27 protein-coding genes are annotated in these 26,381 nt (G+C 70.7%); 24 read left to right on the top strand and 3 right to left on the bottom strand.

The genetic code is table 11. The annotated features are described in order from the left end of the window. Window positions 1–14 precede the first annotated feature (14 nt). The 3 genes from menB (at window position 15) to ACTOWY_RS09060 (ending at window position 4,324) form a co-directional block, all read left to right on the top strand. On the top strand, window positions 15–884 hold the full coding sequence (gene menB, locus ACTOWY_RS09070) for a 1,4-dihydroxy-2-naphthoyl-CoA synthase (protein WP_441309159.1): 870 nt from the start codon (window positions 15–17) through the stop codon (window positions 882–884). Next, on the top strand, window positions 881–2,662 hold the full coding sequence (gene menD, locus ACTOWY_RS09065) for a 2-succinyl-5-enolpyruvyl-6-hydroxy-3-cyclohexene-1-carboxylic-acid synthase (RefSeq protein WP_441309158.1): 1,782 nt from the start codon (window positions 881–883) through the stop codon (window positions 2,660–2,662). Before menB ends, menD begins: the two co-directional genes overlap by 4 nt. Before the next feature lie 138 nt (window positions 2,663–2,800). Then, window positions 2,801–4,324 (top strand): M1 family metallopeptidase, encoded by a 1,524-nt coding sequence (locus tag ACTOWY_RS09060; RefSeq protein ID WP_441309157.1) that lies wholly within the window; start codon window positions 2,801–2,803, stop codon window positions 4,322–4,324. Window positions 4,325–4,377: 53 nt separating this feature from the next. Here ACTOWY_RS09060 and ACTOWY_RS09055 read toward each other — a convergent pair whose 3' ends face one another. After that, entirely contained in the window at window positions 4,378–5,613 is a 1,236-nt protein-coding gene (locus tag ACTOWY_RS09055; RefSeq protein ID WP_441309156.1) for an isochorismate synthase, read from the bottom strand. Between the two features lie 53 nt (window positions 5,614–5,666). On the opposite strand from ACTOWY_RS09055, the gene ACTOWY_RS09050 reads away from it, so the two are divergent. The 9 genes from ACTOWY_RS09050 to ACTOWY_RS09010 all read left to right on the top strand — a co-directional run bounded on the left by ACTOWY_RS09050 (window position 5,667) and on the right by ACTOWY_RS09010 (window position 12,509). Next, on the top strand, window positions 5,667–6,134 hold the full coding sequence (locus ACTOWY_RS09050; protein WP_441309155.1) for a DUF3592 domain-containing protein: 468 nt from the start codon (window positions 5,667–5,669) through the stop codon (window positions 6,132–6,134). Between the two features lie 204 nt (window positions 6,135–6,338). Beyond that, window positions 6,339–7,292 carry a 1,2-phenylacetyl-CoA epoxidase subunit PaaA gene (gene paaA, locus ACTOWY_RS09045; RefSeq protein ID WP_441309154.1) on the top strand — a complete coding sequence of 318 codons (954 nt, stop codon included), beginning with the start codon at window positions 6,339–6,341 and terminating at the stop codon, window positions 7,290–7,292. Continuing rightward, on the top strand, window positions 7,292–7,585 hold the full coding sequence (paaB, locus tag ACTOWY_RS09040) for a 1,2-phenylacetyl-CoA epoxidase subunit PaaB (protein WP_185000572.1): 294 nt from the start codon (window positions 7,292–7,294) through the stop codon (window positions 7,583–7,585). Before paaA ends, paaB begins: the two co-directional genes overlap by 1 nt. Before the next feature lie 7 nt (window positions 7,586–7,592). Further along, window positions 7,593–8,477 carry a 1,2-phenylacetyl-CoA epoxidase subunit PaaC gene (gene paaC, locus ACTOWY_RS09035; protein ID WP_441309153.1) on the top strand — a complete coding sequence of 295 codons (885 nt, stop codon included), beginning with the start codon at window positions 7,593–7,595 and terminating at the stop codon, window positions 8,475–8,477. 5 nt (window positions 8,478–8,482) lie between these two features. After that, window positions 8,483–8,989, top strand: coding sequence for a 1,2-phenylacetyl-CoA epoxidase subunit PaaD (paaD, locus tag ACTOWY_RS09030; RefSeq protein ID WP_441309528.1), 507 nt, complete (start codon window positions 8,483–8,485; stop codon window positions 8,987–8,989). Beyond that, on the top strand, window positions 8,989–10,074 hold the full coding sequence (gene paaE, locus ACTOWY_RS09025; protein ID WP_441309152.1) for a 1,2-phenylacetyl-CoA epoxidase subunit PaaE: 1,086 nt from the start codon (window positions 8,989–8,991) through the stop codon (window positions 10,072–10,074). The genes paaD and paaE overlap by 1 nt, the downstream gene beginning before the upstream one ends. 30 nt (window positions 10,075–10,104) lie before the next feature. Beyond that, window positions 10,105–10,554, top strand: coding sequence for a hypothetical protein (locus tag ACTOWY_RS09020; protein ID WP_441309151.1), 450 nt, complete (start codon window positions 10,105–10,107; stop codon window positions 10,552–10,554). Window positions 10,555–10,641: 87 nt separating this feature from the next. Then, entirely contained in the window at window positions 10,642–11,310 is a 669-nt protein-coding gene (locus ACTOWY_RS09015; RefSeq protein ID WP_441309150.1) for a hypothetical protein, read from the top strand. 104 nt (window positions 11,311–11,414) lie between these two features. Then, entirely contained in the window at window positions 11,415–12,509 is a 1,095-nt protein-coding gene (locus ACTOWY_RS09010; protein WP_441309149.1) for a hypothetical protein, read from the top strand. On the opposite strand, the gene ACTOWY_RS09005 is transcribed toward ACTOWY_RS09010, so the two are convergent. Beyond that, entirely contained in the window at window positions 12,506–13,228 is a 723-nt protein-coding gene (locus ACTOWY_RS09005) for a tetratricopeptide repeat protein (protein WP_441309148.1), read from the bottom strand. The genes ACTOWY_RS09010 and ACTOWY_RS09005 overlap by 4 nt on opposite strands. 81 nt (window positions 13,229–13,309) lie before the next feature. Here ACTOWY_RS09005 and ACTOWY_RS09000 point away from each other — a divergent pair, with 81 nt between their 5' ends. Both ACTOWY_RS09000 and ACTOWY_RS08995 read left to right on the top strand, forming a co-directional pair. After that, on the top strand, window positions 13,310–13,612 hold the full coding sequence (locus ACTOWY_RS09000) for a hypothetical protein (protein WP_441309147.1): 303 nt from the start codon (window positions 13,310–13,312) through the stop codon (window positions 13,610–13,612). Then, the gene (locus ACTOWY_RS08995) at window positions 13,609–15,333 is read left to right on the top strand and encodes a hypothetical protein (protein WP_441309146.1); all 1,725 of its coding nucleotides are present in this window, start codon (window positions 13,609–13,611) and stop codon (window positions 15,331–15,333) included. Before ACTOWY_RS09000 ends, ACTOWY_RS08995 begins: the two co-directional genes overlap by 4 nt. On the opposite strand, the gene ACTOWY_RS08990 is transcribed toward ACTOWY_RS08995, so the two are convergent. Continuing rightward, on the bottom strand, window positions 15,308–16,156 hold the full coding sequence (locus ACTOWY_RS08990) for an inositol monophosphatase family protein (RefSeq protein ID WP_441309145.1): 849 nt from the start codon (window positions 16,154–16,156) through the stop codon (window positions 15,308–15,310). The two genes, ACTOWY_RS08995 and ACTOWY_RS08990, sit on opposite strands and share 26 nt — an antisense overlap. A 235-nt stretch (window positions 16,157–16,391) precedes the next feature. Here ACTOWY_RS08990 and ACTOWY_RS08985 point away from each other — a divergent pair, with 235 nt between their 5' ends. From ACTOWY_RS08985 to nuoF, 10 genes are all read left to right on the top strand, one after another. Next, window positions 16,392–17,522 carry a glycosyltransferase family 4 protein gene (locus tag ACTOWY_RS08985; RefSeq protein ID WP_247756228.1) on the top strand — a complete coding sequence of 377 codons (1,131 nt, stop codon included), beginning with the start codon at window positions 16,392–16,394 and terminating at the stop codon, window positions 17,520–17,522. A 47-nt stretch (window positions 17,523–17,569) separates the two neighbouring features. Beyond that, entirely contained in the window at window positions 17,570–18,682 is a 1,113-nt protein-coding gene (locus tag ACTOWY_RS08980) for a glycosyltransferase (protein ID WP_441309144.1), read from the top strand. Between the two features lie 176 nt (window positions 18,683–18,858). Then, window positions 18,859–19,542, top strand: a complete 684-nt coding sequence (locus ACTOWY_RS08975; protein ID WP_441309143.1) for a demethylmenaquinone methyltransferase — start codon at window positions 18,859–18,861, stop codon at window positions 19,540–19,542. A gap of 72 nt (window positions 19,543–19,614) precedes the next feature. Next, window positions 19,615–20,913 carry a geranylgeranyl reductase family protein gene (locus ACTOWY_RS08970; RefSeq protein ID WP_247755503.1) on the top strand — a complete coding sequence of 433 codons (1,299 nt, stop codon included), beginning with the start codon at window positions 19,615–19,617 and terminating at the stop codon, window positions 20,911–20,913. Between the two features lie 350 nt (window positions 20,914–21,263). After that, entirely contained in the window at window positions 21,264–21,629 is a 366-nt protein-coding gene (locus tag ACTOWY_RS08965; RefSeq protein WP_185010054.1) for an NADH-quinone oxidoreductase subunit A, read from the top strand. 3 nt (window positions 21,630–21,632) lie between these two features. After that, entirely contained in the window at window positions 21,633–22,184 is a 552-nt protein-coding gene (locus ACTOWY_RS08960; RefSeq protein ID WP_185000556.1) for a NuoB/complex I 20 kDa subunit family protein, read from the top strand. A gap of 60 nt (window positions 22,185–22,244) precedes the next feature. Beyond that, complete coding sequence (locus ACTOWY_RS08955) at window positions 22,245–22,943, top strand: NADH-quinone oxidoreductase subunit C (RefSeq protein WP_441309527.1); 699 nt, start codon at window positions 22,245–22,247, stop codon at window positions 22,941–22,943. Continuing rightward, window positions 22,940–24,337 (top strand): NADH-quinone oxidoreductase subunit D, encoded by a 1,398-nt coding sequence (locus ACTOWY_RS08950; protein WP_441309142.1) that lies wholly within the window; start codon window positions 22,940–22,942, stop codon window positions 24,335–24,337. Before ACTOWY_RS08955 ends, ACTOWY_RS08950 begins: the two co-directional genes overlap by 4 nt. Beyond that, window positions 24,334–25,077, top strand: coding sequence for an NADH-quinone oxidoreductase subunit NuoE (gene nuoE, locus ACTOWY_RS08945; protein WP_441309141.1), 744 nt, complete (start codon window positions 24,334–24,336; stop codon window positions 25,075–25,077). The genes ACTOWY_RS08950 and nuoE overlap by 4 nt, the downstream gene beginning before the upstream one ends. Before the next feature lie 7 nt (window positions 25,078–25,084). Continuing rightward, the gene (nuoF, locus tag ACTOWY_RS08940) at window positions 25,085–26,380 is read left to right on the top strand and encodes an NADH-quinone oxidoreductase subunit NuoF (RefSeq protein ID WP_247755506.1); all 1,296 of its coding nucleotides are present in this window, start codon (window positions 25,085–25,087) and stop codon (window positions 26,378–26,380) included. The last annotated feature ends 1 nt before the right edge of the window (window position 26,381 follow it).

The raw sequence follows: 26,381 nt of genomic DNA, 5'->3' as shown, positions 1-26,381 counted from the left end.
GTTAGCCTAATCTTGTGACCGCGACCGACCCCGCCCACTCCTCGATCGAGCTTGCCGCCGACTGGAAGTCCGACGGCGACTACCGCGACATCCGGTACGAGACCGCCGAGGGCATCGCCAAGATCACGATCAATCGGCCGGAGGTGCGCAACGCCTTCCGGCCGCAGACCCTCTTCGAGCTTGCCGACGCCTTCAACCGGGCGCGCGACGACGACCAGGTCGGCGTCATCATCCTGACCGGGCAGGGCGATCTGGCCTTCTGCTCCGGCGGTGACCAGCGCATCCGCGGCAACGACGGCTACATCGGCGAGGACGAGGTCGCGCAGAAGGGCATCGGCCGCCTCAACGTGCTCGACCTGCAGATCCAGATCCGGCGCACGCCCAAGCCGGTGATCGCGATGGTCGCCGGGTACGCCATCGGCGGTGGCCACGTGCTGCACATCGTGTGCGACCTGACCATCGCCGCGGACAACGCCAAGTTCGGCCAGACCGGACCCAAGGTCGGATCCTTCGACGGTGGCTACGGCTCGGGTCTGCTGGCCAGGATGGTCGGGCAGAAGAAGGCCCGCGAGATCTGGTACCTGTGCCGGCAGTACGACGCGGCGCAGGCCGAGGCGATGGGCCTGGTCAACACCGTCGTGCCGCTGAAGGACCTGGAGAAGGAAACCGTGCAGTGGTGCCGCGAGATGCTCCAGCACTCGCCGCTGGCCCTGCGCATGCTCAAGGCCTCGCACAACGCCGCCGACGACGGCCTGGCAGGCATCCAGCAACTCGCCGGTGACGCCACCCTGCTCTTCTACCTGTCCGAAGAGGCGCAGGAAGGCCGCAACGCCTACACCGAGCGGCGCAAGCCCGACTTCGGGAAGTTCCCGAAGCGACCGTGAACCCTTCCACAGCGCAGGCCAGGGTCGTCGTTGACGAGTTGATCCGCAACGACGTGCGTCATGTCGTGCTCTGCCCTGGCTCGCGCAACGCTCCGCTGTCCTTCGCCCTCTACGAGGCCGCGACGGCAGGCAGGCTCACCCTGCACGTGCGCATCGACGAGCGCAGTGCGGGCTTCCTCGCCCTCGGCCTGGCCAAGGGACTGGCGCACCGGCCACACCGGCGCGGGTTCGCCGCCGTGGTGTGCACCTCCGGCACCGCGGTGGCCAACCTGCACCCGGCGGTGCTGGAGGCGTACCATTCGGGCGCCGCGCTGCTGGTGGTCACCGCGGACCGGCCGCCGGAGGTCTACGGCACCGGCGCGAACCAGACCATCCAGCAGAGCGGGGTCTACGGCGGCGCGGCCGCCACGGTGGACTTCCCGGTGGCCGAGCGCCGCGCCGGGCAGAACGGCGTGTGGCGCGGGCTGGTCTGCCGTGCCGTGGTGCGGGCCGACGCGGGCGCCCCGGTGCACGTCAACATCCCGTTCCGGGAGCCGCTGGTGCCGGACGGGGACGAGACCGACTGGCCGGAATCCCTGGACGGACGGCCCGAGCAGGAGCGCTGGACCTCGGTCAGCTCCGGCTTCGTCGGCAGTGATCCGATCGGCGGCGGCCCGATCTTCCATCTGCGGCCGCGCACCCTGGTCGTGGTCGGCGACACCGACGCGGCCTCGGCCGCCTCGGCCTGCGAGGTGGCGGCCAAACTCGGCTGGCCGGTGGTCACCGAACCCACCGCGATGGGCGGCCCGGTGGCCTCCGGCGCGGTGGTGCTGCAACACGGTTCGCTGCTGCTCAACGCCGGTGCGCTGCCCGAGCGGCTGCGGCCGGACTCGGTGGTGGTGATCGGGCGGCCGACGCTGTCCCGCGGGGTGCAGAAGCTGCTCAAGCAGTCGCCGGTGGTGCACGTGGTGCGCAGCGGGCAGGCCTGGGCTGATCCGCAGCACGTGGCCACGCACGTCACCGGCTACCTCGGCCTGGACGACCTGAACTACCTGGCCACCGACGCCGAGCTGGAGAGCCGGAGCTGGGCGGAGACCTTCCCCGGCGACCCGGCCTGGCTCACCGACTGGCAGCGCGCGGACGCGCTCGCCTCGGCCGCGGTGGGTTCGCTGCTGGCCGCCGAGGCCTGGCCGACCGGCCTGCACGTGGCCCGCGCGCTGATGACCGAGCTGCCCGAGGACTCGGTGCTGTTCCTGGGCAGTTCCAACCCGGTGCGCGATATCGACCTGGTCGGCGCCCGCCGGGCCGGGCCGGTGGTGATCTCCAACCGGGGCGTGGCCGGGATCGACGGCAGCGTGTCCAGCGCGATCGGCGCGGTGCTCGGCGCGGTCAGCGCGGACAGCCGGGTCGGCCAGGGCTACGCGCTGCTGGGCGACCTGACCTTCCTGCACGACCTCAACGGCCTGCTGCTGGGCCCGCTGGAGGCCAGGCCGGACCTGACCATCGTGGTGCTCAACGACGACGGCGGCGGCATCTTCTCGTTGCTGGAACAGGGCGCGCCGGACCACTCGGCCTCCTTCGAGCGGGTCTTCGGCACCCCGCACGGCTCCGACCTCGGCGCGCTCTGCGCCGGATACCGGGTGCCGTACCACCTGGCGAGGGACGGGGCGGATTTCCGGGCGGCGCTGCGCCCGGCGCCCGGGATCCGGGTGGTGGAGGTGCGCGCGGACCGGCAGCGGCTGCGCACCGTGCACGAGCAGTTGCGAACCAGGGTGCGCCAGGTGATCACCGCGCCCTGACGCTGTTCAGTTTTTCCATTTCGCCTGATCCCAAGCCGTGGGCATACCTGTAACACCCTGGTGCTGACCTGCGCACGTGGCTATGTTCCCTGCCAGCGCGACCGCCTGCATGGTCGCTCTCAACAGGAGGGGACAACCGTGCTTCGACGACACAGCTTCCGCGTGGCGGCGGCAGCGGCGGCGGTCGTGGCCCTGCTCGCGTGGCCGGCGTCGGCTGGCACCAATTCGACCGGGGCTCCGGGGATTGGTGATGAGTACTACCCGAACGACGGCAACGGCGGATACGACGTCTCGCACTACGACATCCGCCTGAAGTACCAGCCCGCCAGCGACACGCTGTCCGGCACCACGACCATCGTGGCCGCGCCCACCCAGGAGCTGAGCCGGTTCAACCTGGACTTCGCGCTGCCGGTGAAGTCGGTGCGGGTCAACGGCGCCAAGGCGAGCTTCACCCAGACCGCGGACGCCGAGGTCGTGGTGACCCCGGCGCGCACCGCGGCCAAGGGCTCGCTGCTGACCGTGGTGGTCGAGTACGAGGGCATCCCCTCGCAGACCAAGGTCAACGGCCAGACGCTGTGGAAGAAGACCTCCGACGGCGCGGTCGCGATCAACGAGCCGCACATCGCGCGCTGGTGGTTCCCGAGCAACGACCACCCGACCGACAAGGCGACCTTCGACGTCAGCGTCGCGGTGCCCACCGGCGTCGAGGTGATCTCCAACGGCGCGCTGAAGAGCCGCGCGGTGCAGCCGGGCGGCTGGACCCGCTGGAACTGGCGCTCCACCAAGCCGCAGGCGACCTACCTGGCCTTCCTGACCATCGGCCAGTTCGAGATCCACCAGAGCACCGGGCACAAGGGGCAGCCGTTCATCACGGCCTACTCCGAGGGCCTCGGCGAGATCGAGGGCCCGGCCAAGGCCTCCCTGGAGCGCACCCCCGAGGTGATCGAGTTCCTGGAGACCGTCTTCGGCGAGTGGCCGTTCGAGGCCCAGGGCGGGGTGGTGCCCAAGGAGGGCCTGACCTTCGCGCTGGAGAACCAGACCCGGCCGACCTACGCGCCCGGGTTCTTCCGCAACGGCAACAACATCAACGTCGTGGTGCACGAGCTGGCGCACCAGTGGTTCGGCGACTCGGTGTCGGTGGCCAAGTGGCGCAACATCTGGCTGAACGAGGGCTTCGCGACCTACGCCCCGTGGCTGTGGTCCGAGCACGCCGGTGAGGGCACCGCGCAGGAGTGGTTCGACTTCACCTACGCCCGCTACGCCGAGAACGACCCGTTCTGGCAGGTCGTCATCGGTGCGCCGGGTTCGGGCAACGAGTTCCACGGCGCGGTCTACGACCGGGGCGCGATGGCCCTGCACGCGATCCGCAAGACCGTCGGCGACAAGGTCTTCTTCCAGACGGTGAAGACCTGGACCGAGAACAAGAAGTACGGCAACGCCACCATCGAGGAGTTCAAGGCGCTGGCCGAGGTGCTCTCCGGCAAGAAGCTGGACGAGGTCTTCAACACCTGGCTGTTCACCAAGGGCAAGCCGAAGCTCGCCGCTGAGGTCTCCACCCAGGGCACCGAGCGCTCGGCCAAGGTGAAGGAGCCGAAGAACGCCAAGAAGGCGATCGAGAACCAGCAGATCCTGCACGACCTGTCCGCTCGCGCGGGCAAGTAAGTCCACAAAGGACGGCGGGATTCCCTTCTGCGCGAAGGGGATCCCGCCTTTCTTTACGCTCCTTCGAGCGCGTCTCGCACCGGGATCATCTTCGCCCCCGCCTCGGCCACCTCGGTGTCCGGATCCGAATCGGCCACGATCCCGCACCCGGCGAACAACCGCGCCGTGTTGCCCGCCAGCTGCGCGCACCGCAACGCAACGCCCAGTTCCCCGTCACCCGCGCCGTCGATCCAGCCGACCGGTCCGGCGTAGCGCCCGCGGTCCATGCCCTCCAGCTCGGCGATCAGCCGCACCGCGTCCGGGGTGGGCGTGCCGCCGACGGCCGCGGTCGGGTGCACCGCCTCGGCCAGCCGCAACAGCGAGCCGCCATCGTGCAACCGCCCGCGCACGTCGGTGGACAGGTGCAGCACATTGCGCAGCCGCAACACCTCCGGCGTCTCGGGCGCGTCCAGCGCGGCGCACAGCGGGCCCAGCCGGTCCACGAAGGAACGCACCGCGTAGGCGTGTTCCTCCCGGTTCTTGGCCGAGGCCAGCAGTTCCGCGGCCAGTTCGTCCTCGGTGATCCCCGGCCGCGGCCACATGGTCCCGGCCAGCACCCGGGAGGAGAAGTCAGACCCGTCGCGCCGCAACAACAATTCCGGCGTCGCCCCAACCAGCCCGGCCACCGCGTAGGCCCAGCAACTCGGGTACCGCCTGGCAAGTCCGGCCAGCAGGAACCGCGGGTCGAACGGTTCGGCCGCACTGGCCAGCAGATCGTGCGCGAGCACCACCTTGGCCAGCTCCCCGCCGCGCATCCGGCGCACCGCGGTCCGCACCGCTTCCCGGTACCGGGTCACCGAATGCCGCCCCTCGGCGTAACGCACCAGCCCCGGCCCACGCACCGCCTGCATCGCGGTCGCATCGGGCCCGCCGACCTCGGTCCGCCACACCCGCCCGTCCCGCTGCCCGAGGATCACCCGCGGCACCACCAGCACGGATTCCGCGGGCCCGTCGGCGAAGGTCATGCTCACGAAGGCCACCGCGCCGGTGCCCGGCAGCCCCACCTCGTCCTCGACGTCGAGGGTGCCCTGCAACTCCCGCCACCAGGCATCCGCCGCCGCGAACCGATCCGGCCCGGCACAGCGGAACTCCGCCGCCACCCCCCACCCGACCAGCCCGTCGCCGTCGCGCACCCAGGCGAGCACATCGTGGGAGGAGGGGAGCTGTGCCAGCAGGTCAACCCCGGCGGGCAGTTCCCGGGTGCGCACCCGCACGGCGCGCGCACTGCTGCGAGACGGTGCGAAGGTCACCCCAGCAGCGTATGGCCCGCGCCCGCCGGAACGCGCGCACTACAGTTCGTGCTGTGGCGGAGAACGCAGGACTACTGGACCGGCTGCGCCGGCGCGTGGCGGCACTGCCCAAGCCGCGCAGGCTGCGCCGCACGTCCGTGGCGGTGCTGGCGGTGGCGAGCCTGCTCACGCTGATGTGCGTGGTGCTCTTCGGCGCCATGCTGGTCAACGACTACAAGATCGGCAAGCGCACCGGCACCGCGGTGGCCGAGGTCCAGGCCGTCACCTTCGCCCGCACCATCGTCCGCTACAACACCCCCGACGGCGCCATCCACAGCCCCACCCGCGGCATCCTGTACCCCGCCGGTCTGGCCGAGGGCAACCTGGTCAAGGTCGAGTACGACCTGTACTTCCCGGACGAGCTGGTCCGGGTCGAGGGCCGCAACGCCTGGATGAACATCTGGCCGGTGGTCGCGGTCATCGCCGGGGCCTGGGTGATCGCCTACCCGCTGGTCCGCCGGCTGGAGAAACGCCGCGCCTGACCGGCCCGCCGCACCCGGGACGCCGCCCCTTCGCCGCCCCGCCCCGTCCGCGCATCCAGCCCGAGCCCTCGGCCGCCGGAGTGAGTGATTGACCACTCTCTCCTGTTCCGGGTGGGTCCGACTCCGCCATGTGACACTTTCTCCCAACTCTGGCAATTCGGTGTAACATCGACCCTGTTCCCGAACCGGCCGGAGGTGTCTGCCGTGCTCGAAACCGAATCGCCCGAGCTGGAAGCCGAGTTCACCGCCACCGTCACCGCGGACGGCCGGATCGAGCCGCGGGACTGGATGCCCGATGCCTACCGGGCCACCCTGATCCGGCAGATCGCCCAGCACGCGCACTCGGAGATCATCGGCATGCAGCCGGAGGGCAACTGGATCAGCCGGGCGCCCAGTCTGCGGCGCAAGGCGATCCTGCTGGCCAAGGTGCAGGACGAGGCCGGGCACGGGCTCTACCTCTACGCCGCGGCGGCCACGCTGGGCGCGGATCGCACCGACCTGACCGAGAAGCTGATCAGCGGGCGGCAGAAGTACTCCTCGATCTTCAACTACCCCACGCTGACCTTCGCCGATGTCGGCGTGATCGGCTGGCTGGTCGACGGCGCCGCGATCTGCAACCAGGTCCCGTTGTGCCGCACCAGTTACGGGCCCTATGCCCGCGCGATGATCCGGGTCTGCAAGGAGGAGTCCTTCCATCAGCGGCAGGGCTACGAGTTGCTGATGACCATGATGCGCGGCAGCGACAACCAGCGGCGGATGGTGCAGGAGTCGGTGGATCGCTGGTGGTGGCCGTCGCTGATGATGTTCGGGCCGCCGGATGACAGCTCGCCCAACACCGAGCGGTCCATGGCCTGGCGGATCAAGCGGCACACCAACGACGAGCTGCGGCAGAAGTTCGTGGACATGTCCGTGCCGCAGGCCGAGGCGCTCGGGGTCACCTTCCCCGACCCGGAACTGCGCTGGAACGACGAGCGCGGGCAGCACGACTTCGGCACGCCGGACTTCGCCGAGCTGATGCGGGTGGTCAAGGGCAACGGGCCGTGCAACGCCGAGCGGATCGAGCACCGGCGGCGGGCGCATGAGGACGGCGACTGGGTGCGGGAGGCGGCCGCGGCCTACGCGGCCAAGCGGGCGGCGCGAGCGAAGGGTGTTGCGTGATGGCCGAGGTGCGTTCGTCCTGGCCGCTGTGGGAGGTCTTCGTGCGCGGGCGCCGTGGCCTCAACCACGTGCACGTCGGCTCCCTGCACGCCCCGGACGCCGACATGGCCGTGCGCAACGCGCGCGACCTGTACACCCGGCGCAACGAGGGCGTGAGCATCTGGGTGGTCCAGGCCGAGGCGATCACCGCCTCCAGCCCGGACGAGAAGGACCCGTTCTTCGCCCCCGCCGGGGACAAGGTCTACCGGCACCCGACCTTCTACGACATCCCCGACGGCGTTCCGCACCTGTGAGGCTCTGATGTCCTTCGACAACGCCTATGAGGGGCTCGCCGAGGAGCACGACGACGCCCGGTGGGCCTACGGTTCCGGCTTCCACGACGAGATGTCCACTGTGGACAGAGCGATCCCGCAGGCGGTGGATCGCGCGGATCTGGCCGCGTACGCGCTGATGCTCGGCGACGACGCGCTGATCCTGTCCCAGCGCACCGCCGAATGGTGCGCCAACGGCCCGGAGCTGGAGGAGGACGTGGCGCTGGCCAACATCGCGCTCGACCTGCTCGGCCAGGCCCGGCTGCTGCTCACCAGGGCGGGCGAGGTCGAGGGCGAGGGGCGGGACGAGGACCGGCTGGCCTACTTCCGGGACGAGATCGACTTCCGCAACGTGCGCCTGGTCGAACAGGACAACGGCGACTTCGCGCAGACCATCGCCCGGCTGCTGCTGTTCTCCAGCGCCCGGCTGGCCTTGTTCGTCCGGCTCTCCGCCTCCGCCGATCCGGTGCTCGCGGCGGTCGCGGCCAAGGGCGTCAAGGAACTGGCCTACCACCGCGATCACGCGGCGCAGTGGACCCTCCGGCTCGGCGACGGCACCGCGGAATCGCACCGGCGGATGCAGGCCGGGCTGGACCGGGTCTGGCCCTACCTGGAAGAACTGTTCACCGCGCATCCGGTGGAGCAGCGGCTGGCCGCCGTGGGCGTCGCGGTGGACCCCGGTGAACTACGCGCCGAGGTGGACGCGGTGCTGGACCAGGTCCTCACCGCCGCCACCCTGACCCGCCCCGACGTCGCACCGATGGCCACCGTGAGCGGCCGGGCCGGGCGGGATGGCGTGCACTCCCGGCCGATGGGCTTCCTACTGGCCGAACTGCAGCACATCGCCCGCTCCCAGCCGGACGCGGTCTGGTGACCGCGATGGCACCGTCCACAGTGGACTACGCACGCCAGGTGGCCGAGCAGGTGCTCGACCCGGAGCTGCCCGTGCTGACCCTGGCCGAACTGGGTGTGCTGCGCGCGGTCGAGCTGGCCGGGGACACCGTGCTGGTCACCATCACGCCCACCTACTCCGGCTGCCCTGCCCTGGACGAGATGCGCGCCGACCTGCGCAAGGGCCTGCGGGCGGCCGGGTTCGAGCGGGTCGAGGTGCGCACCGTGCTGAGCCCGGCCTGGACCACCGACTGGATCAGCGAGGACGGCCGCCGCAAGCTGGCCGAACACGGCATCGCCCCGCCGCAGCGGATCGGCCCCCGGCTGGCCGGACCGGTGCCGCTGCGGCTGGATCCGCCCAGCACGGTGGTGCCCTGCCCGCGCTGTGGATCGCGGGACACGGTGGAGCTGTCCCGGTTCTCCTCCACCGCGTGCAAGGCCCTGCGCAGCTGCTCGGCCTGTGCCGAACCCTTCGAGCACGTCAAGGAGATCTGATGGCCGCTCCGGCGATGTCGCGCCCTCGCGCGGCCTTCCACACCCTGGAGGTGGCCAGGGTTGACCAGCTCTGCGCGGACGCGGTCGCGGTCACCCTGGTGGTGCCCGATGACCTGCGCGCCGAGTTCGCCTTCCGGCCCGGCCAGTACCTGACCCTGCGCCGGATCAGCCAGGACGGCGTGGAGGAACGGCGCTCCTACTCGATCTGCGCCCCGCGTGGCCGGGCCCCGCAGATCGGCGTGCGCCGGGTCGACGGTGGGCTGTTCTCCTCCTGGCTGGTGGACGAACTGCGCGCGGGCGACCGGATCGACGTGCTGCCGCCCTCCGGCGGGTTCAGCCCGACCGAACTCGGCGGCCATCACGTGCTGCTGGCCGCGGGCTCGGGCATCACCCCGGTGCTCTCCATCGCGGCCACCCTGCTGGCCGACTGCCCGGACAGCCGGGTCACCCTCTTCTACGGCAACCGGCGCAGCGACACGGTGATGTTCGCCGAGGAACTGGCCGACCTCAAGGACGCCTACCGCGGCCGCCTGCAGCTGGTGCACGTGCTCAGCCGGGAGCGCGGCGATGTGGAGCTGTTCGCCGGGCGGCTGGACGCCGGGCGGATCGGCAAGCTGCTGGACCTGCTGGTGCCGGTGGCCGAGATCGCGCACTGGTGGTTGTGCGGGCCCTACGGCATGGTCACCGCGGCCCAGCAGGTGCTGCTCGACCGGGCGGTGCCCGCCGAGCGGGTGCACCAGGAGCTGTTCTACGTCGACGAGCCGCCGCCCGAGCTGAACCGGGTGGAAGAGTCCATTGTGGACGGTGACGCGGCCGAGGTGGTGGTGTTGCTGGACGGCAGGGAGACGGTGCTCGCGCTGCCCCGCGACACCCCGATCCTGGACGCCGCGCAGCGGGTGCGGGCCGATCTGCCCTTCGCCTGCAAGGGCGGGGTGTGCGGCACCTGCCGGGCCAAGGTCACCGTCGGCGAGGTCCGGATGCGGCGCAACTTCGCGCTGGAGCGGCACGAGGTCGAGGCCGGGTTCGTGCTGACCTGCCAGGCGCTGCCGGTGACCGATCAGGTGACGGTGGACTTCGACGCCTGACCGGGTTGCGCGCGGCCGTAAATTGGCAGGGTGAGCACACTGCCCGGCATCCCGGGGCTGCCCGAGCGCGTCTCGCCGAGTCCGCTGGCCCAGGCGCGGGACCCGCGGCTGCGGTCCCCGATGCTGCTCGGCGCGGGCGGCGGCGCCCTGATCTGCGTGCTGGCCACGGTGCTGCTGATGCCCGTCTCGGTGGTCGGGGATTCGGTGCTGGCGATGCTGTTCCTGGCCGGGCTGATCGGCGCGGGGGCTGGCATGCTGGCGGGGGCCACGCTGGGTCTGCTCGGCCTGACCGGCCCGGTCCCGGTGGGCCCGGCCGAACCCGGACTCGAAGCGGAACCCGAACTCGAACCGATGCCCGCGCCCAGGCTGAGACCGGGCGGCGGCTGCACGCAGGCGAGGACCATCCGGCCAGGGTGCGGCTGGCCACGGCGGTCGAGGAGTTCGCCGCCGCCGAACGGCAGTTGGGGGAGATCATCGTGAAACTGGCCGGAGCACCCGAGCTACATCGGGTGGGTGATGAGCTGCGCATGCTGGAACAACAGCTCCCGCTGCTGCGTCAGAACCACCATGACTGACCGGAATCGCCGGCCGAGCAATCCGGTCCTGATCGGATTCCTCATCGGCTACGGCGTGGTGTTCCTGCCGTTCCTGTTGCTGCTGGTGGTCAGCGGGTCCTTCGCGGGCGGCACGGCGGTCATCGCGGTGCTGTCGCTGCTGTTCGGCCCGGCCCTGGTCGGCGGGCTGCCCGGGCTGCTCATCGGCGGCGTGGTCATGGGCGTCACCTCGATCTCCGACCGCAACCGTCCGGCACTGCCCCCGCCGCCGCAGCAGCCCTACCGGATGCCGCTGCCGCCGCCGCGGGTCAACGACGCCTGGTCCCGGCTGCTGGAGGCCTGCGAGCAGCCGGTGCAACGCTGTGACCAGGCACTGGCCGCGGTGCCGCCGTCACCGGCCAAGGACTGGCTTGGCCAGATCGTGGCCACCATGCGGGCCGAGCTGCCCACCGCGCGTGGCCTGGCCGAGACCGGCCGCAGGCTGCACCCGGACCGGCAGCCCCGGCTGAACGAGCACCCGCTCTACCGCAGGCTCTACGCCGCGACCCAGGAGTTCGCCGCCACCGAGCGGCGGATCGGCGAGGTGATCACCCAGCTCCTCGCCCAGCCCGACCTCAAGCGGGTGGACAACCAGCTCCAGCTGCTGGAGCAGCAGCTCCCGCACCTGCGTCCGGCCGACTGAGCAGGCGTCGCCTGATCAGTTCGTTTCCCGGCGCAAGGCCCGGTCCCGCTGTTACGGTTCGGCCGAATGGGGGGAGGACCGGACCGAGTGCGTCAGAGGACCTCATGTCAGCCAAGTTTCGCCTGCTCACCGGAGTGCTCGCACTAGCCGTGCTCGCGGCCGGGTGCACCACCACCGTCTCCGGCACCCCGACGGCGGGTGCGCAGGCGCCCACCAGCGCCGCCCGGCCCAGCAGCACCGGTCGGCCGGGCGCGCCCCCGGAGGCGGACAAGTCCTCCGAAACCGTGGTCGCGCTGATGAAGAAGATCCAGGAAACCGACATCTGCGCCCTGCACGACCAGGAGTTCCTGAAGAAGTTCGGGCCCAAGGTGGTCAGCACCAATGGGCCTGGCTTCAACGGCTGCGCCGGGATCGGCGGCACGCCCAACGCCGAGCACTTCTGGCTGTTCGAGCTGGTGCTCGGCGCACCGTATGAGCCGAAGGACCGGAACAAGGACAAGTCCGAGGACGTCGGCGGCCGCAAGATCTACTTCCCGACCATCAGCGGCACCAACGACGACACCTGCCACGCCAAGATCCAGCTCGGCCAGACCGACTTCGGCGCCACCCTGCGCGCCCGGATGGTGCCCAACACCGGCAAGCCCGCGCCCTGGCCGGAGCGCTGCCAGCAGGCAGGCGCCTACCTGGCCCTGCTCGCGCCGAAGCTGGAGTCCCCGCCCGCGCGCACCGCGGCCGCGGACGGCAGGCTGCTGGGCAAGGACCCGTGCGCGAAGAAGGACCAGATCGTCGGCCTGTACCCGGAGTATCAGCTGCAGGCCGTGGAGTACGTCAGCCCCTACGACTGCCGGATCCGCTTCGTCAAGGGCGATGAACCGCTGAAGCTGCTGGTCAGCGTGAGCTGGGACCGGGACGACGAGCCCAGCCTGACCAGTTTTGGCAGCCAGCGTGTGGAGAAGATCGAGATGGGCGGCCTGTCCGGGATCCGGCGGACCTCCGCCGATGTGGGCCGGGGCGGCAGCTGCTTCACCTCGCTCACGGTGAAGCCGGGCGAGAAGGACGTGAAGTTCAGCGCCCACCTGGTCCAGGTGGAGGCCGACCTGACCATCGACTTCAGCAAGCCTGCCACCGGCAAACCGGTGCCGCCTGCCCCGTGCGGACCGGTCAACCAGGCGACCGAGCTGGTGCTCTCCGGGATCTAGGTCCCCTTGTGCGTCAGCAGACGTGCGTACCGGCGGCCGCGCAATTCCAGGCGCTGCCGCCGGTTCAGCAGCACGTGCAGGAACAGCGTGACCGCGCCGAGCACTCCGGCGAGCACCATCGGGCCGACCGCCTCGGCCCAGCTGCCCAGCGCCAGCAACAGCAGGCTCACCCCGAGTCCGAGCACCACCGGGGCGTAGCGCACGCCGGGGCTCCACACCCAGGACTCGCCGGCCTCGGCCTCGGCACGCAGGGCGGTGGCGGCCTCGGTGAGCGGCGCGTCCGCCAGGCCCAGCCCGAGGATCCGGTCGGCCAGTGCCCGGCAGGTGGCCGCCTGCGACCGGGAGATGATCATCGGCGCGCCGCCGCGGGTGTGCGCCCGGACATCAAGACTGTGCGCCCACAACGCCAGGCCGAGATGGAAGCGGGTCACCGGATCGCCGTGCTGCTGGGCGAAACGGGACTCCATGATGGACAGCGCTGGCTGGGTGGCGCCGGTGGCCAGCAGCGCCACCACCTCGCCCAGCGCCGCGACCTCGCTGCCCGGGTCCTGGGCGAGCGCGGTGCGGTAGCCGGTCAGCGCGCCCTCGTGGTCCCCGGCCATGGCCAGTTCGTCGGCCGCCAGCACCTGCTCCCGCGCGGGCGAGTCAGCTGACCCGCCCGGTCGCCACTTGCTGTGCACGATGGTCCGCAGCCGGTCCGCCTGGACTTCGGTGGTCATGGGTGAAGTGTCGCGATAACGGTCGAATGTTCTGTGACCTATGACGCAGTGGGGCTGCTCCGCCGGGGCTAGCTTCCACGAGTGCCTCCAGACGGCAAGCCCAGGCAGCTCAGTTCCTTGGCGCTGGGCGCGTTACTCGCGCTCGGCTGGCTCACCGCGAGCGGTGCGGCGATCGCGCTGGTCACGCTGACCGGCGACAGCTACGAGGAGTATCCGGTGGAGACCTCGGTGCGGACCACCGAACCGTTCCCGACCACCTTCCGCACCACCAGCCGGACCACCACCCGCCGCACGACGCCCACCACCCCCGGCTGGTTCAGCACCACCTCGGGTGAGCCCACCACGACCACCGGCCCGTTCGGTGGATTCGGAGGTCAGCGGTGACCGAGAGCGTGCTGCCCTGGGCCAGTGCCGCCACCCGCCACGCGGACCGGGCGCCCTGGCGGCGGGCCGACGAGACCACCCGCTACCTGTGCTCGGCCGCCCACCTGGACCAGGAGTTCGCCGATCAGGCCATCCGGGAGACGCTGGTGGAGCCGCTGCGCGCGGTGCCGCCGACCCCAGGGGTCAACCTCGGCGCGGTGCTGCGCGAGGCGGTGGCGGCCAGGATGCGCCGCCGGATCCGGGACGCCATCCTGTTGATCTGCCTGCTCGGCGTGCTCTACACCGGCACCTACCTGTTCGTGCTGTGGCTGCTCTACGCCATCGCCTGGAGTTACCTCGCGCCCCGGCACGCCGCAGGCCAGCGCTCCACCCTGCTGCGCGAGTGGAGCGGGGTGGTCAAGCTGGAGGTGGTGCGCCGGACCCGGCGCTGGGTGCTGATCCTGTTCCTGGTGCTGGCCGCGCTGCTGGCGGCCAACCAGTTCGCCTCCACGCAGACCCGCCGGGCCGCGGCCACCCCGGAGCTTCTCGACGGTGGCCTGCTGCCCTGGTTCTTCGTGCTGACCGGCCTGCTGGTGGTGCTCGCCGACGAGTTCGTGCTGGCCGCGCTGCTCAGCCGTAGCTTCCGCGCCGGACCTGGTTTCCAGGCCAGCCCCAGCCGGGACACCTGGGCGGGGGAGAAGCTGTTCCGCGGCCTCGGCTCGCGCCGGATGCGCCGGGAACTGGCCAGGTTCGAGCAGGCCGAGCAGGACAGCGATGTGCTGGTGTACCGGGACTACCACCCCTTCGTCGGCAGCGGCGTCCCGTTCCAGCCCTGGTCCATCGCGCTGCCGCTGGACCCGGCAGGCCAGACCGTGCCCGCCGCGTTCACCCTCACCGAGCTGTACGAGCACGTCACCACCGAACTGGGCAAACTCGGCGGCTCGGCCTCGCTGTCCCCGGAACGCCGCCTCGGCGGCCTCACCCCCCGGCACCAGGTCGTGGTCTCCGCGGAAACCCTCCTGGACCACCTGCACGACGAGCGCGCTGGCTGGGTGTTGCCCGATGTGGACGCCGCCCCGAAGCGGACGCTGACCGCCGAGGAGGTCGCCGAACTACGCGAACGCCCACTGGAGTGGATGCGCTACTACCGCTGCTTCCAGGTCGAGACCTGGGACCGCAACCTGGTCGTCTCCATCTACCTGCACCTGGGCGCGGACGACCGGATGCTCTACCTGGAGTGGACCCCGTGCGTGCTGCGCCCGGTGGCCGAGCACTACCGGATCGCCGACCGCCGCCCGGCCACCCCGTGGGCCCCGATCCGGCACGCCATCGGCAGCCTGCTCAGCCTGCCGGTGACCGCCCCGCGCCGGGTCCAGGCCCTGTTCCGCACCCTGCGCCCACTGCCGCAACCACACGGCATGCTGGTGCCGGACAAGTATGGCGCCGCGGCCAGCCTGCGCGAACTCACCGCCGATGAGGACCTGGCCAACTACTTCCAGCGCAAGGACCTGGAGCGCTACCTCCAACTGCTGGAGGGCCGCGCCTTCCGCGCCGTCGGCGAGTTCCTCACCGCCCGCGGCCTGTCCGTGGTCGAGTTCCAGGCCAGGGCCAACCAGGTGATCAACAACCACATCGACAACACCGGCGGCAGCTTCAACTTCGTCGGCGGCAACGTGGACGGCAAGTCGGTGCAGGCCAGGGACGTCGGCGGCGGCGTCAGCCAGGGCGGCTCGAAGGACTGACACCCGCCTGCCACCAGGACAGCACCTCGGCGGCCGCGGCCGGGGTGGCCACCAGCATCCCGTCCGCTGGCAGCGAGCGCCGCCGCCCGTGCCGGTCCAGGATCACCGCCCCCGACTCCAGCGCCAGCGCGATCGAGCCTGCCACGTCCCACTCGCGGTAGCTGTCCAGCACCGCGGCCACCGCGTGCCCGAGCGCGACCTGGGCCACCGCGAGCGCGGCCGAGCCCAGCACCCGCACCCCGGTGTGCGCCTGGGCCGCGGCGGTGATGAACTCGCCCATGCCCGGCCAGGGGCCCGCGCGGGTGAGTTCGGCGCAGACGATCCCGCCTGCCACCCCGGCGTGCGGGTCCAGCCGCACCGGCGCGCCGTTGGCCCGGATGCCCCGGCCCCTGGCCGCCGCGTAGATCTGGCCCCGGTACGGATCGGCCACCACGCCGACCACCGGGCCCGCGCTGTCCATCAGCGCCAGGCTGTAAGCGCACCAGGGGATGCCAGCCACATAGTTGGCGGTGCCGTCCACCGGGTCGACCAGCCAGCGGTACTCCGCGCCGGGCGGGTGCGCCTCGGCGCCGAACTCCTCGGCGATCACCGGGATGCCGGGGAACTCCTTGGCCAGCACCCGGCGGGTGTGCCGCTCCAGGGTGTGATCCGTGTCGGTCACCCAGTCGAATGGATTCGCCAGGGTCTCCGGATGCGCGCCGCGGCCCGCGGTGGCGGTGATCACGTCGGCCGCGTCATTGGCCAGCCGGCCCGCCACCTCCAGCGCCCGGGACAAAAGCCCTGGTTCGACGGGGTGTGGTGGCGCTGGGGGCACGACGGTCATGCCGACCTAGCCTGACCGCGTACGGTGTCAGTGACGCGAAGCGAAGGTGACGTGTCGGGGATCACCAGGTCAAGACTGCGATTCGGCCTTCTGCCGGCGGGTAGTTCGGAAGGGACTGAGCAGGCGAGGTGGCGGCACCGTGAGCGAGCAGGACAACGAGGAGTTCGACAACAGTTCCGCGGGGCGTCATGCCGGTGTCGGCCCATGGGCCGGAGCTGGCGGCACCGTGAGTCCCGTGCGAGTCGCGATCGTGACCGAGAGCTTTCTGCCGCAGGTGAACGGCGTGACGAACTCCGTCATGCGGGTACTGGAACATCTGCGTCGGTCGGGGCATGAGGCGCTGGTCATCGCGCCCGGCAACGGCGTCACCGAATACTGCGGCTACCCGGTCGTGCGGGTGCCCGAACTACAGCTGCCCGTGCTGAAGGCCCAGCCCATCGGCTGGCCCAGCCGCAAGATCCTCAAGGCGTTGCAGGACTTCCGGCCGGATGTCGTGCACCTGGCCTCGCCGTTCGTGGTCGGCGCCCGCGGCCTGGTGGCCGCGCGCAAGCTGGGCATCCCGGCGGTCGCGGTCTACCAGACCGACGTGGCAGGCTTCGCCTCCTCCTACGGCCTCGGGCTCACCGCCCGCGCCGCCTGGAAGTGGACGAAGTGGCTGCACACCATGGCCGACCGCACGCTGGCCCCCTCCACCTGGGCCGTGCAGGCCCTGGAGGAACACGGCATCCCCCGGGTGCACCGCTGGGCCCGCGGCGTGGACACGGTCCGGTTCAACCCCGGCAAGCGCGATGACGCCCTGCGCGCGCGGCTGGCCCCCAACGGCGAGCTGCTGGTCGGCTACGTCGGCCGGGTCGCGCTGGAGAAGTGCGTTGACCGGCTGGGCCCGCTGCACGACATGCCGGGTGTGCAGGTGGTGGTGGTCGGCGACGGTCCCGAACTGGGACACATGCGCAAGCTGCTGCCGGACGCGCACTTCCTCGGCTTCCGCGGCGGCGACGAACTGGCCACCGCCTACGCCAGCCTGGACGTGTTCGTGCACACCGGACCGTATGAGACCTTCTGCCAGGCCGTGCAGGAGGCGCTGGCCTCCGGCGTGCCCGCACTGGCGCCGGACGCGGGCGGACCGCGCGACCTGGTCACCCCCGGCCGCACCGGCTTCCTGCTGCCGCCCTTCGACGCCGACGCGCACGCCGAGGCGATGTGCGCCGCGATCAACACCCTGCGGGACCCGGTGCTGCGCGCCAAGTACGGCGCGGAGGCCCGGAAATCGGTGCTCCGGCGCACCTGGCCGGCCGTGTGTGACGAACTCCTCGGCCATTACGCCGAGGTCACATCCCTGCCGGCGGCGGACAGCCACGCCGCGTAGGGCACCCTGGAGGGGTTCAGCTCCCGACTAACAAGGACCGGTGCCCGATGCGGATCGTGCAGCTCGCGAACTTCTACGGCCCGCGTTCGGGCGGCCTGCGCACCGCGCTGAACCACCTGGGCGCCGGGTACGTGGCCGCGGGGCACGAGGTGGTGCTGATCGTGCCGGGCCCGCGCCGGGACGACGAGCTGCTGGCCTCCGGCGTGCGCAGGATCACCCTGCCCGCGCCGAAGGTGCCGTTCATGGGCGGCTACCGGGTGGTCGACCCGGTCCGGGTGCAGTCGCTGCTGAGCAGGCTGCGGCCGGACCGGCTGGAGGTCTCCGACCGGATCACCCTGCGCGGCATGGGCCGCTGGGCCAGCAAGCGCGGGGTGCCCAACGTGGTGATCTCGCACGAGCGCTTCGACCGGCTGCTGGAGCAGTTCTTCCTGCCGGGACCGGCCGCCCGCCGGGTCGCCGACTGGGCCAACACCCGGATGGCCGCGGGCTACGAGACCGTGGTGTGCACCACCGAGTTCGCCCGCGAGGAGTTCGACCGGATCGGCGCGGACAACGTGCTGCGGGTGCCGCTGGGCGTGGACCTGGAGACCTTCACCCCGGCCCGGCACGACGCCGCGCTGCGCACCGAGCTGGCGGGCGGCGCGGAGAGCCTGCTGGTCCACTGTGGACGGTTGTCGGTGGAGAAGCACGTGGAGCGCAGCGTGGACACCCTGGCCGAGCTGCACGAGTCCGGCCACGACGTGCGCCTGGTGATCGCCGGGGACGGCCCGCGCCGGGAGTCCCTGGAACGCAGGGCGGCCGGCCTGCCGGTGACCTTCCTGGGTTTTGTGAACTCGCGCACCGACGTGGCCGACCTGCTGGCCACCGCGGACGTCTCGCTGGCCCCCGGCCCGCACGAGACCTTCGGCCTGGCCGCCCTGGAGGCGCTGGCCTCCGGCACCCCGGTGGTGGTCTCCCAGTCCTCCGCGCTGCGCGAGATCGTCCGCCCGAACTGCGGCGCGGCCGTGCCCGACTACGCCCGCGCCTTCGCCGGCGCGGTCACCGAACTGCTGGACAAGCCAGAGGACGGCCGCCGCGCCGCCGCCCGCGCCCGAGCCGAGCAGTTCCCCTGGCCCAGGGCGGTCGACGGGATGCTGGCGGCGATGCAGGTAAGCCCGTAAGCGAGGACCTGTCCGCAAAGCCCCGCCCGCGATAGCCGCGCCGAGGCGGCCCCTGGTGACACGGCCGGACCGCCCGAATACGCCCGGTATGGGGGCGGCCCGGCCGCGCCACCAGGAACCACCTCGATCCCGACTCTCACAGACGGGGCTCCGCGGACAGGCCCTAGGCTGCCCTCATGGTCAGGGCTGGTTTGGACAAGAACCCGCGCGAAGTAGCCGAGATGTTCGACGGCGTCGCGCGGCGCTACGACATCACCAACACCGTGCTCGCCATGGGCATGGACCGGCGCTGGCGGGTCAAGACCACCCGCGCGCTGGATCTCCAGCCGGGCGACCGGGTGCTGGACCTCGCGGCCGGGACCGCGACCTCCACCGCGGACCTGGCCAGCACCGGGGCCTGGTGCGTGGCCGCGGACTTCTCCCTCGGCATGCTGCAGCGCGGCAAGCGGCGCGGGCTGCCGATGGTGGCCGCCGACGGCCTGCGGCTGCCCTTCGCCGACGGGGTCTTCGACGCGGTCACCGTCTCCTTCGGGCTGCGGAACATGCAGGACACCGCCACCGCGCTGGCCGAGCTGGCCAGGGTCACCCGCTCCGGCGGGCGAATGGTGATCTGCGAGTTCTCCCGGCCGACCTGGGCGCCGATGCGGCTGGGCTACCACACCTACCTGCGCACCTTCCCGGTGATCGCGCGCCGGTTCTCCTCCAACTCCACCGCGTACTCCTACCTGGCCGAGTCCATCAAGGACTGGCCGGAGCAGCGCGCGCTGGCCGAGCTGATCTCGGCGGCGGGCTGGGAGGACGTGGCCTGGCGCAACCTCACCGGCGGGGTGGTCGCACTGCACCGCGCGGTCAAGCCCTGACCACCGACTACACTCCGATCAGGACTTCGTGAAGAAGTTCACAAGCTTGCCCCGAATGACTGAGGAGCCTCGATGACCACCGCGACCAGCCGACGTCAGCCCCATGAGGACGCCGAGGTCATCGTGGTCGGCGCCGGTCCCGCCGGCTCCACCGCGGCCACCTACCTGGCCCGTGCGGGCCTGGACGTGCTGCTGCTGGAGAAGAGCGAATTCCCGCGCGAGAAGGTCTGCGGCGACGGCCTCACCCCGCGTGGCGTGAAGCAGCTCATCGACCTGGGCATCGACACCAGGGAAGAGGCAGGCTGGCTGCACAACCGCGGCCTGCGGGTGGTCGGCGGCGGCGTCACCATGGAGCTGGACTGGCCGGACCTGGCCACCTTCCCGCCCTACGGCGTGGTCCGCCCGCGCCAGGACTTCGACGAGATGCTGGCCCAGACCGCGCAGCTGGCCGGCGCCCGGCTGGTGCAGAACACGCACGTGACCGGCGCGGTGACCGATGAGCGCACCGGCCGGGTGATCGGCGTGACCGCCAACGCGGGCAAGGAGAAGACCCCGGTCACCTACCGCGCTCCGCTGGTGCTGGCCTGCGACGGCGTCTCCGCCCGGCTGGCCCTCTCGGTCGGCCTGGAGAAGCGGGACGACCGCCCGATGGGCATCGCGGTCCGCCGCTACTACGACTCCCCGCGCAGCAAGGACGACTACCTCGAATCGCACCTGGAGCTGTGGGACAAGGCCACGCCCGGCGAGCCCAAGCTGCTGCCCGGCTACGGCTGGATCTTCGGCATGGGCGATGGCACGGTGAACGTGGGGCTGGGCATCCTGTCCACCTCCAAGGCCTACGGCAAGGTCGACTACCGCCAGCTGCTGCGCTCCTGGCTGGACGGCACCCCCGAGGAGTGGGGCCTGCGCGAGGCCAACGCGATCGGCAAGGTCGGCGGCGCCGCACTGCCGATGGGCTTCAACCGCACCCCGCACTACCGCAACGGCCTGCTGCTGGTGGGCGATGCCGGCGGCATGGTCAACCCGTTCAACGGCGAGGGCATCGGCTACGCCATGGAAAGCGCCCGGCTGGCCGCCGAATGCGTGGTGCACGCCCTGGCCCGGCCGGAGGGGCTCAGCCGCGAGCGGGCCCTGCACCGCTACCCGGTGGCCGTCTCCGAGGCCCTTGGCGGCTACTACCGGCTCGGCAACATCTTCAGCAAGCTCATCGGCAACCCGACGATCATGCGCACCGCCACCAAGTACGGCATGCCGATCAAGCCGCTGATGCGCTTCGTGCTCAAGCTGCTGGCCGGCCTGTACGACCCCAAGGACGGCGACGCGATGGACCGCGTGATCAACGCCGCCACCAAGCTGGCGCCCAGCGCCTGACCCACCCGCCGAGTTGGCCCAACTCGTACGCCCACTGTGCCCAAGTGGCCGTACGAGTTGGGCCAACTTGCGCTGCGGGGTGGGCCGTTCGGTGGTACCTACTGATCTTGACGGAGTAGGCCTGGCGAGCGGGGTTGACGGCGTGGTCCCGGCGCGCGAGAGCGGTGGGACAGGTCATACACTTGCCCATTGGAGTTAGTGAACGAGTTCACAAGCTCCGGCAGCGGCTCCCGAAGTAGTTAGGTGAACCTTACTACAAGGGGTGCCGCACCGGGTGCCTAGGGTGCCATCGGACGGCGGCCGTGAAGGCTGCTGACGAGCGCGGATGTGGAAAGGACGGCGGCGGGACAGTGCTCCACCCATACCTCCCCCTCGTGCTGATGTTCTTGCTGGCCTTGGTCTTCGCCCTGGGCTCGGTGACCGTGGCGCCCTACATCGGGCCCCGTCGGTACAACAAGGCCAAGCTCGACGCGTACGAGTGCGGAATCGAGCCCTCGCCCCAGCCAGTGGTCGGCGGTGGGCGGATGCCAGTCGCCTATTACCTGACGGCGATGCTGTTCATCCTGTTCGACATCGAAATGGTGTTCCTCTACCCCTTCGCGGTGACCGCGGGCCAGCTCGGTCTGTTCGGCCTGGTAGAGATCGCCCTCTTCATCGGCACGGTCGGCTTCGCCTACGTCTACGTGTGGCGGCGCGGCGGCCTGGACTGGAGCTGAGTCATGGGTCTTGAGGAGAAGCTGCCCAACGGAATCCTGTTGGCCAGCGTGGAGAAACTGGTCAACTGGTCGCGCAAGTCCTCACTGTGGCCCGCCACCTTCGGCCTGGCCTGCTGCGCGATCGAGATGATGACCACCGGCGCCCCGCGCTACGACCTCGGCCGCTTCGGCATGGAGGCCTTCCGCGCCTCCCCGCGCCAGGCCGACCTGATGATCGTCGCGGGCCGGGTCACCAACAAGATGGCGCCGGTGCTGCGCCAGATCTACGACCAGATGCCCGAACCGCGCTGGGTGCTGGCGATGGGCGTGTGCGCCTCCTCCGGCGGCATGTTCAACAACTACGCCGTGGTCCAGGGCGTCGACCACATCGTGCCGGTGGACATGTACCTGCCGGGCTGTCCGCCGCGGCCGGAGATGCTGCTGGACGCGATCCTGAAGATCCACGCCAAGATCATGGACGAGCCGCTCGGGCCCAAACGGGCCGCGCTGCGTGCCGCCAGCGGCGCGCGCACCGAGATGATCCCGTCCTCCGTCCGGTACGCCAAGAAGAAGTGATCGGCAGTGACTGACGCGAATCTTCCCGAGCCCAAGGGCAGCGCCCACAGCTCGGCGGACATGACCCAGGCCGAGCACGAGGAGCACCTGGCCGCAGGCGGTGTCGTGGCCGGCAAGAACCGCAAGGGCATGTTCAACGTCAGCGGCTCGGGCGACACCTCCGGTTTCGGTGGTCTCGTCCTGCCCGCCTACGCGCCCGCGCCCAGCGAGCGGCCCTACGGCGGCTGGTTCGACGAGTTCGTCGACGAGCTGTCCATGGCCATGGCGGAGAAGGGCATCCCGGCCGACGCGGTGCAGCAGATCACCGTCGACCGCGGCGAGATCACCTTCTACATCCGCCGCGAGCACCTGCTCGAACTGTGCAGGCTGCTCCGCGACGACCAGGCGCTGCGCTTCGAGCTGTGCAGCTCGGTCTCGGGCGTGGACTACGGCGTGGACGTGCCACAGCGGCTGCACTCGGTCTACCACCTGACCTCGATGACCTACCGCCGCCGGATCCGGCTCGAAGTGGCGATGGACATCGAGGACCCGCACCTGCCCAGCGTGGTCGAGGTCTACCCGACCGCGGACTGGCAGGAGCGCGAGGCCTGGGACATGTTCGGCATCGTCTACGACGGCCACCCCGCGCTGACCCGGATCCTCATGCCGGACGACTGGGACGGCCACCCCCAGCGCAAGGACTACCCGCTCGGCGGGATCCCGGTCGAGTACAAGGGCGCGGAAATTCCTCCGCCGGACCAGAGGCGGTCTTACTCATGAGCCACGAACGTCTCGCCGACGTCACCGACGGCACCGACACCAGCCCCGCAGGCAGCGACAGCGCCGACACCAAGGCCGGTGCAAACGATCCGTACGCCGCGGACAGCCGTCTCACCACCGAAGGCCCGGTCTACACCGTCAGCGGCGGTGACTGGGACGAGGTGCTCGAAGACGCCACCCACGACGAGCGCATCGTCATCAACCTGGGTCCGCAGCACCCCTCCACCCACGGCGTGCTCCGCCTGGTGCTGGAACTGGAGGGCGAGACCGTCACCCAGGCCCGCTCGGTGATCGGCTACCTGCACACCGGCATCGAGAAGAACGTCGAGTACCGCAACTGGACCCAGGGCGTCACCTTCGTGACCCGGATGGACTACCTGGCCCCGCTGCACAACGAGACCGCCTACTGCCTGGCCATCGAGAAGCTGCTCGGCGTCGAGGCGCCCCGGCGCGCGCAGACCATCCGCGTGCTGCTGATGGAACTCAACCGGGTCAGCTCGCACCTGGTCGCGCTGGCCACCGGCGGCATGGAACTGGGTGCGCTGACCGCGATGACCGCGGGCTTCCGCGAGCGCGAGGAAGTCCTGCACCTGCTGGAACACCTCACCGGCCTGCGGATGAACCACGCGTTCATCCGGCCAGGCGGGCTGTCCCAGGACCTGCCGGATGACTACCACGAGAAGATCACCGACTTCCTCAAGGTGATGGACTCCCGGCTGCCCCAGTACGACAAGCTGCTCACCGGCCAGCCGATCTGGCGCCGCCGCCTCGAAGGCGTCGGCTACCTGCCCCTGGACGGCTGCATGCAGCTGGGCATCACCGGGCCGATCCTGCGCTCGGCCGGGCTGCCATGGGACCTGCGCAAGGTCGAGCCCTACTGCGGCTACGAGGAATACGACTTCGAGGTCCCCACCGCCACCGAGGCCGACTGCTTCGCCCGCTACCTGCTGCGGGTGGAGGAGATCCATCAGTCGCTCAAGATCGTCAAGCAGTGCCTGGCGAAGCTGGAGCCCGGCCCGGTGATGGTCGCGGACGGCAAGATCGCCTGGCCCGCGCAGCTGACCATCGGCTCCGACGGCATGGGCAACTCCCTCGAACACGTGCGCAAGATCATGGGCCAGTCGATGGAATCCCTCATCCACCACTTCAAGCTGGTGACCGAAGGCTTCGACGTGCCAGCCGGGCAGGTGTACGTGCCGGTGGAGTCCCCGCGCGGCGAACTGGGCTACCACCTGGTCTCCGACGGCGGCACCCGCCCGCTGCGCGTGCACGTGCGCGAACCCAGCTTCGTGAACCTGCAGTCGATGCCCGCGATGAGCGAGGGCAGCCTGGTCGCCGACGTGATCGCCGCGGTGGCCTCGATCGACCCGGTGATGGGTGGTGTGGACCGATGACGACAACCCCGGAACGAGTGTCCGAAGTGGACAGTGCTGATACCTCGCTGTTCGCGGACATCGTTGACAAGGCTCAGCAGATCGTGGCGCGCTACCCGCAGAGCCGGTCCGCGCTGCTGCCCATGCTGCACCTGGTGCAGTCGGTGGAGGGCTTCGTCAGCCAGGCTGGCATCGCCTTCTGCGCCGAGCAGCTCGACCTGGCCAAGGCCGAGGTCAGCGCGGTCGCGACCTTCTACACCATGTACAAGCGCAAGCCCTGCGGCGAGCACCTGGTGAGTGTGTGCACCAACACCCTGTGCGCGGCCCTTGGCGGCGACGCGATCTACGGCAAGCTGCGCGAGCACCTCGGCGTCGGCCACGAGGAGACCGCCGGTGAACCCGGCACTCCCGGCTCGGTCACCATCGAGCACGCCGAATGCCTGGCCGCCTGCGACCTCGGCCCGGTGCTCCAGGTCAACTACGAGTTCTACGACAACCAGACGCCCGAAACGGCACTGGAACTCGTCAAGGCGTTGCAGCGCGGGGAGAAGCCCAACCCCACCCGCGGCGCCCCGCTGACCGACTTCAAGCAGGCCGAACTCCAGCTCGCCGGGTTCTTCGAGGGCCGCGAGCCCGACGTGGCAGGCCCGTCGGCCGCGGTGGAGACCCTGCGCGGAGCCAAGATCGCCCACGAGCGCGGCTGGACCGCTCCGGTCATGCCGGAGGACGTCCCGCTGCCTGCCGTCCCAGAGAAGAAGTGAGGGTGGCATGCCCGAGCCGTTGACGCCGGTGCTCACCAAGCGCTGGCTCTCGCCGACATCCTGGACGCTGCGCACCTACGAGCAGCTGGAGGGCTACACCGCCCTCCGCAAGTCGCTCACCGCGCACCCGGACCAGCTCATCCAGCTGTGCAAGGACTCCGGTCTCCGCGGTCGCGGTGGCGCCGGCTTCCCCACCGGCCTCAAGTGGGGCTTCATCCCGCAGGGCGATGGCAAGCCGCACTACCTGGTGATCAACGCCGATGAGGGCGAACCGGGCACCTGCAAGGACATCCCGCTGATGATGGCCGATCCGCACTCGCTGATCGAGGGCTGCATCATCACCTCCTACGCGATCCGGGCCAACTTCTGCGCGATCTACGTGCGCGGCGAGGTCCTGCACTGCATCCGCAGGCTCAACGCCGCGGTGCAGGAGGCCTACGCCGCCGGGTACCTCGGCAAGAACATCCTGGGCAGCGGGTTCGACCTCGACATCGTGGTGCACGCGGGCGCGGGCGCGTACATCTGCGGTGAGGAGACCGCCCTGCTGGACTCGCTGGAGGGCAAGCGCGGCCAGCCCCGGCTCAAGCCGCCCTTCCCGGCCACCGCGGGTCTGTACGCCTCGCCCACCGTGGTGAACAACGTCGAGACCATCGCTTCGGTTCCCTACATCGTCAACGGCGGCTCCGGCTGGTTCCGCGAGATGGGCCGCGAGCGTTCTCCAGGGCCGACCATCTACTCGCTGTCCGGGCACGTCACCAACCCCGGCCAGTACGAGGCGCCGATGGGCACCACGCTGCGCGAGCTGCTGGAGCTGGCCGGTGGCATGAAGGACGGCATCCCGCTGAAGTTCTGGACGCCGGGTGGTTCCTCCACCCCGCTGTTCACCACCGAGCACCTCGATGTGCCGCTGGACTTCGAGGGCGCGGCCGAGGCCGGTTCGATGCTGGGCACCAAGGCGCTGCAGATCTTCAACGAGACCGTGTCCGTGCCCTGGGCCGTGATGAAGTGGACCGAGTTCTACAAGCACGAGTCCTGCGGCAAGTGCACCCCCTGCCGGGAGGGCACCTACTGGCTGGTGCAGATCCTGCAGCGGATGGTCCGCGGCGAGGGCACCCCCGCCGACGTGGAGACCCTGCTGGACATCTGCGACAACATCCTCGGCCGGTCCTTCTGTGCCCTTGGTGACGGCGCGACCAGCCCGATCACCAGCGCCATCAAGTACTTCCGGCACGAGTTCCTCGAACTGTGTGCGAGCAACGCAGGCAACGCGCAGGCCGCACTGGCCGGAGCAGGAGCGCACTGAC

The organism is Crossiella sp. CA198, assembly GCF_052078295.1.
Classification (GTDB): domain Bacteria; phylum Actinomycetota; class Actinomycetes; order Mycobacteriales; family Pseudonocardiaceae; genus Crossiella.
The sequence above is the reverse complement of the archived record's forward strand: the minus strand, read 5'-3'. Positions and strand labels throughout refer to the sequence as shown.

Coding starts and splice junctions, on each gene's coding strand:
- paaB (WP_185000572.1), top strand. CDS start 7,292: ATGGCCGAGGTGCGTTCGTCCTGGCCGCTGTGGGAGGTCTTCGTGCGC.
- paaC (WP_441309153.1), top strand. CDS start 7,593: ATGTCCTTCGACAACGCCTATGAGGGGCTCGCCGAGGAGCACGACGAC.
- paaD (WP_441309528.1), top strand. CDS start 8,483: ATGGCACCGTCCACAGTGGACTACGCACGCCAGGTGGCCGAGCAGGTG.
- paaE (WP_441309152.1), top strand. CDS start 8,989: ATGGCCGCTCCGGCGATGTCGCGCCCTCGCGCGGCCTTCCACACCCTG.
- ACTOWY_RS09015 (WP_441309150.1), top strand. CDS start 10,642: ATGACTGACCGGAATCGCCGGCCGAGCAATCCGGTCCTGATCGGATTC.
- ACTOWY_RS09010 (WP_441309149.1), top strand. CDS start 11,415: ATGTCAGCCAAGTTTCGCCTGCTCACCGGAGTGCTCGCACTAGCCGTG.
- ACTOWY_RS09005 (WP_441309148.1), bottom strand. CDS start 13,228: ATGACCACCGAAGTCCAGGCGGACCGGCTGCGGACCATCGTGCACAGC.
- ACTOWY_RS08990 (WP_441309145.1), bottom strand. CDS start 16,156: ATGACCGTCGTGCCCCCAGCGCCACCACACCCCGTCGAACCAGGGCTT.
- ACTOWY_RS08980 (WP_441309144.1), top strand. CDS start 17,570: ATGCGGATCGTGCAGCTCGCGAACTTCTACGGCCCGCGTTCGGGCGGC.
- ACTOWY_RS08975 (WP_441309143.1), top strand. CDS start 18,859: ATGGTCAGGGCTGGTTTGGACAAGAACCCGCGCGAAGTAGCCGAGATG.
- ACTOWY_RS08970 (WP_247755503.1), top strand. CDS start 19,615: ATGACCACCGCGACCAGCCGACGTCAGCCCCATGAGGACGCCGAGGTC.
- ACTOWY_RS08960 (WP_185000556.1), top strand. CDS start 21,633: ATGGGTCTTGAGGAGAAGCTGCCCAACGGAATCCTGTTGGCCAGCGTG.
- ACTOWY_RS08955 (WP_441309527.1), top strand. CDS start 22,245: ATGACCCAGGCCGAGCACGAGGAGCACCTGGCCGCAGGCGGTGTCGTG.
- ACTOWY_RS08950 (WP_441309142.1), top strand. CDS start 22,940: ATGAGCCACGAACGTCTCGCCGACGTCACCGACGGCACCGACACCAGC.
- nuoE (WP_441309141.1), top strand. CDS start 24,334: ATGACGACAACCCCGGAACGAGTGTCCGAAGTGGACAGTGCTGATACC.
- nuoF (WP_247755506.1), top strand. CDS start 25,085: ATGCCCGAGCCGTTGACGCCGGTGCTCACCAAGCGCTGGCTCTCGCCG.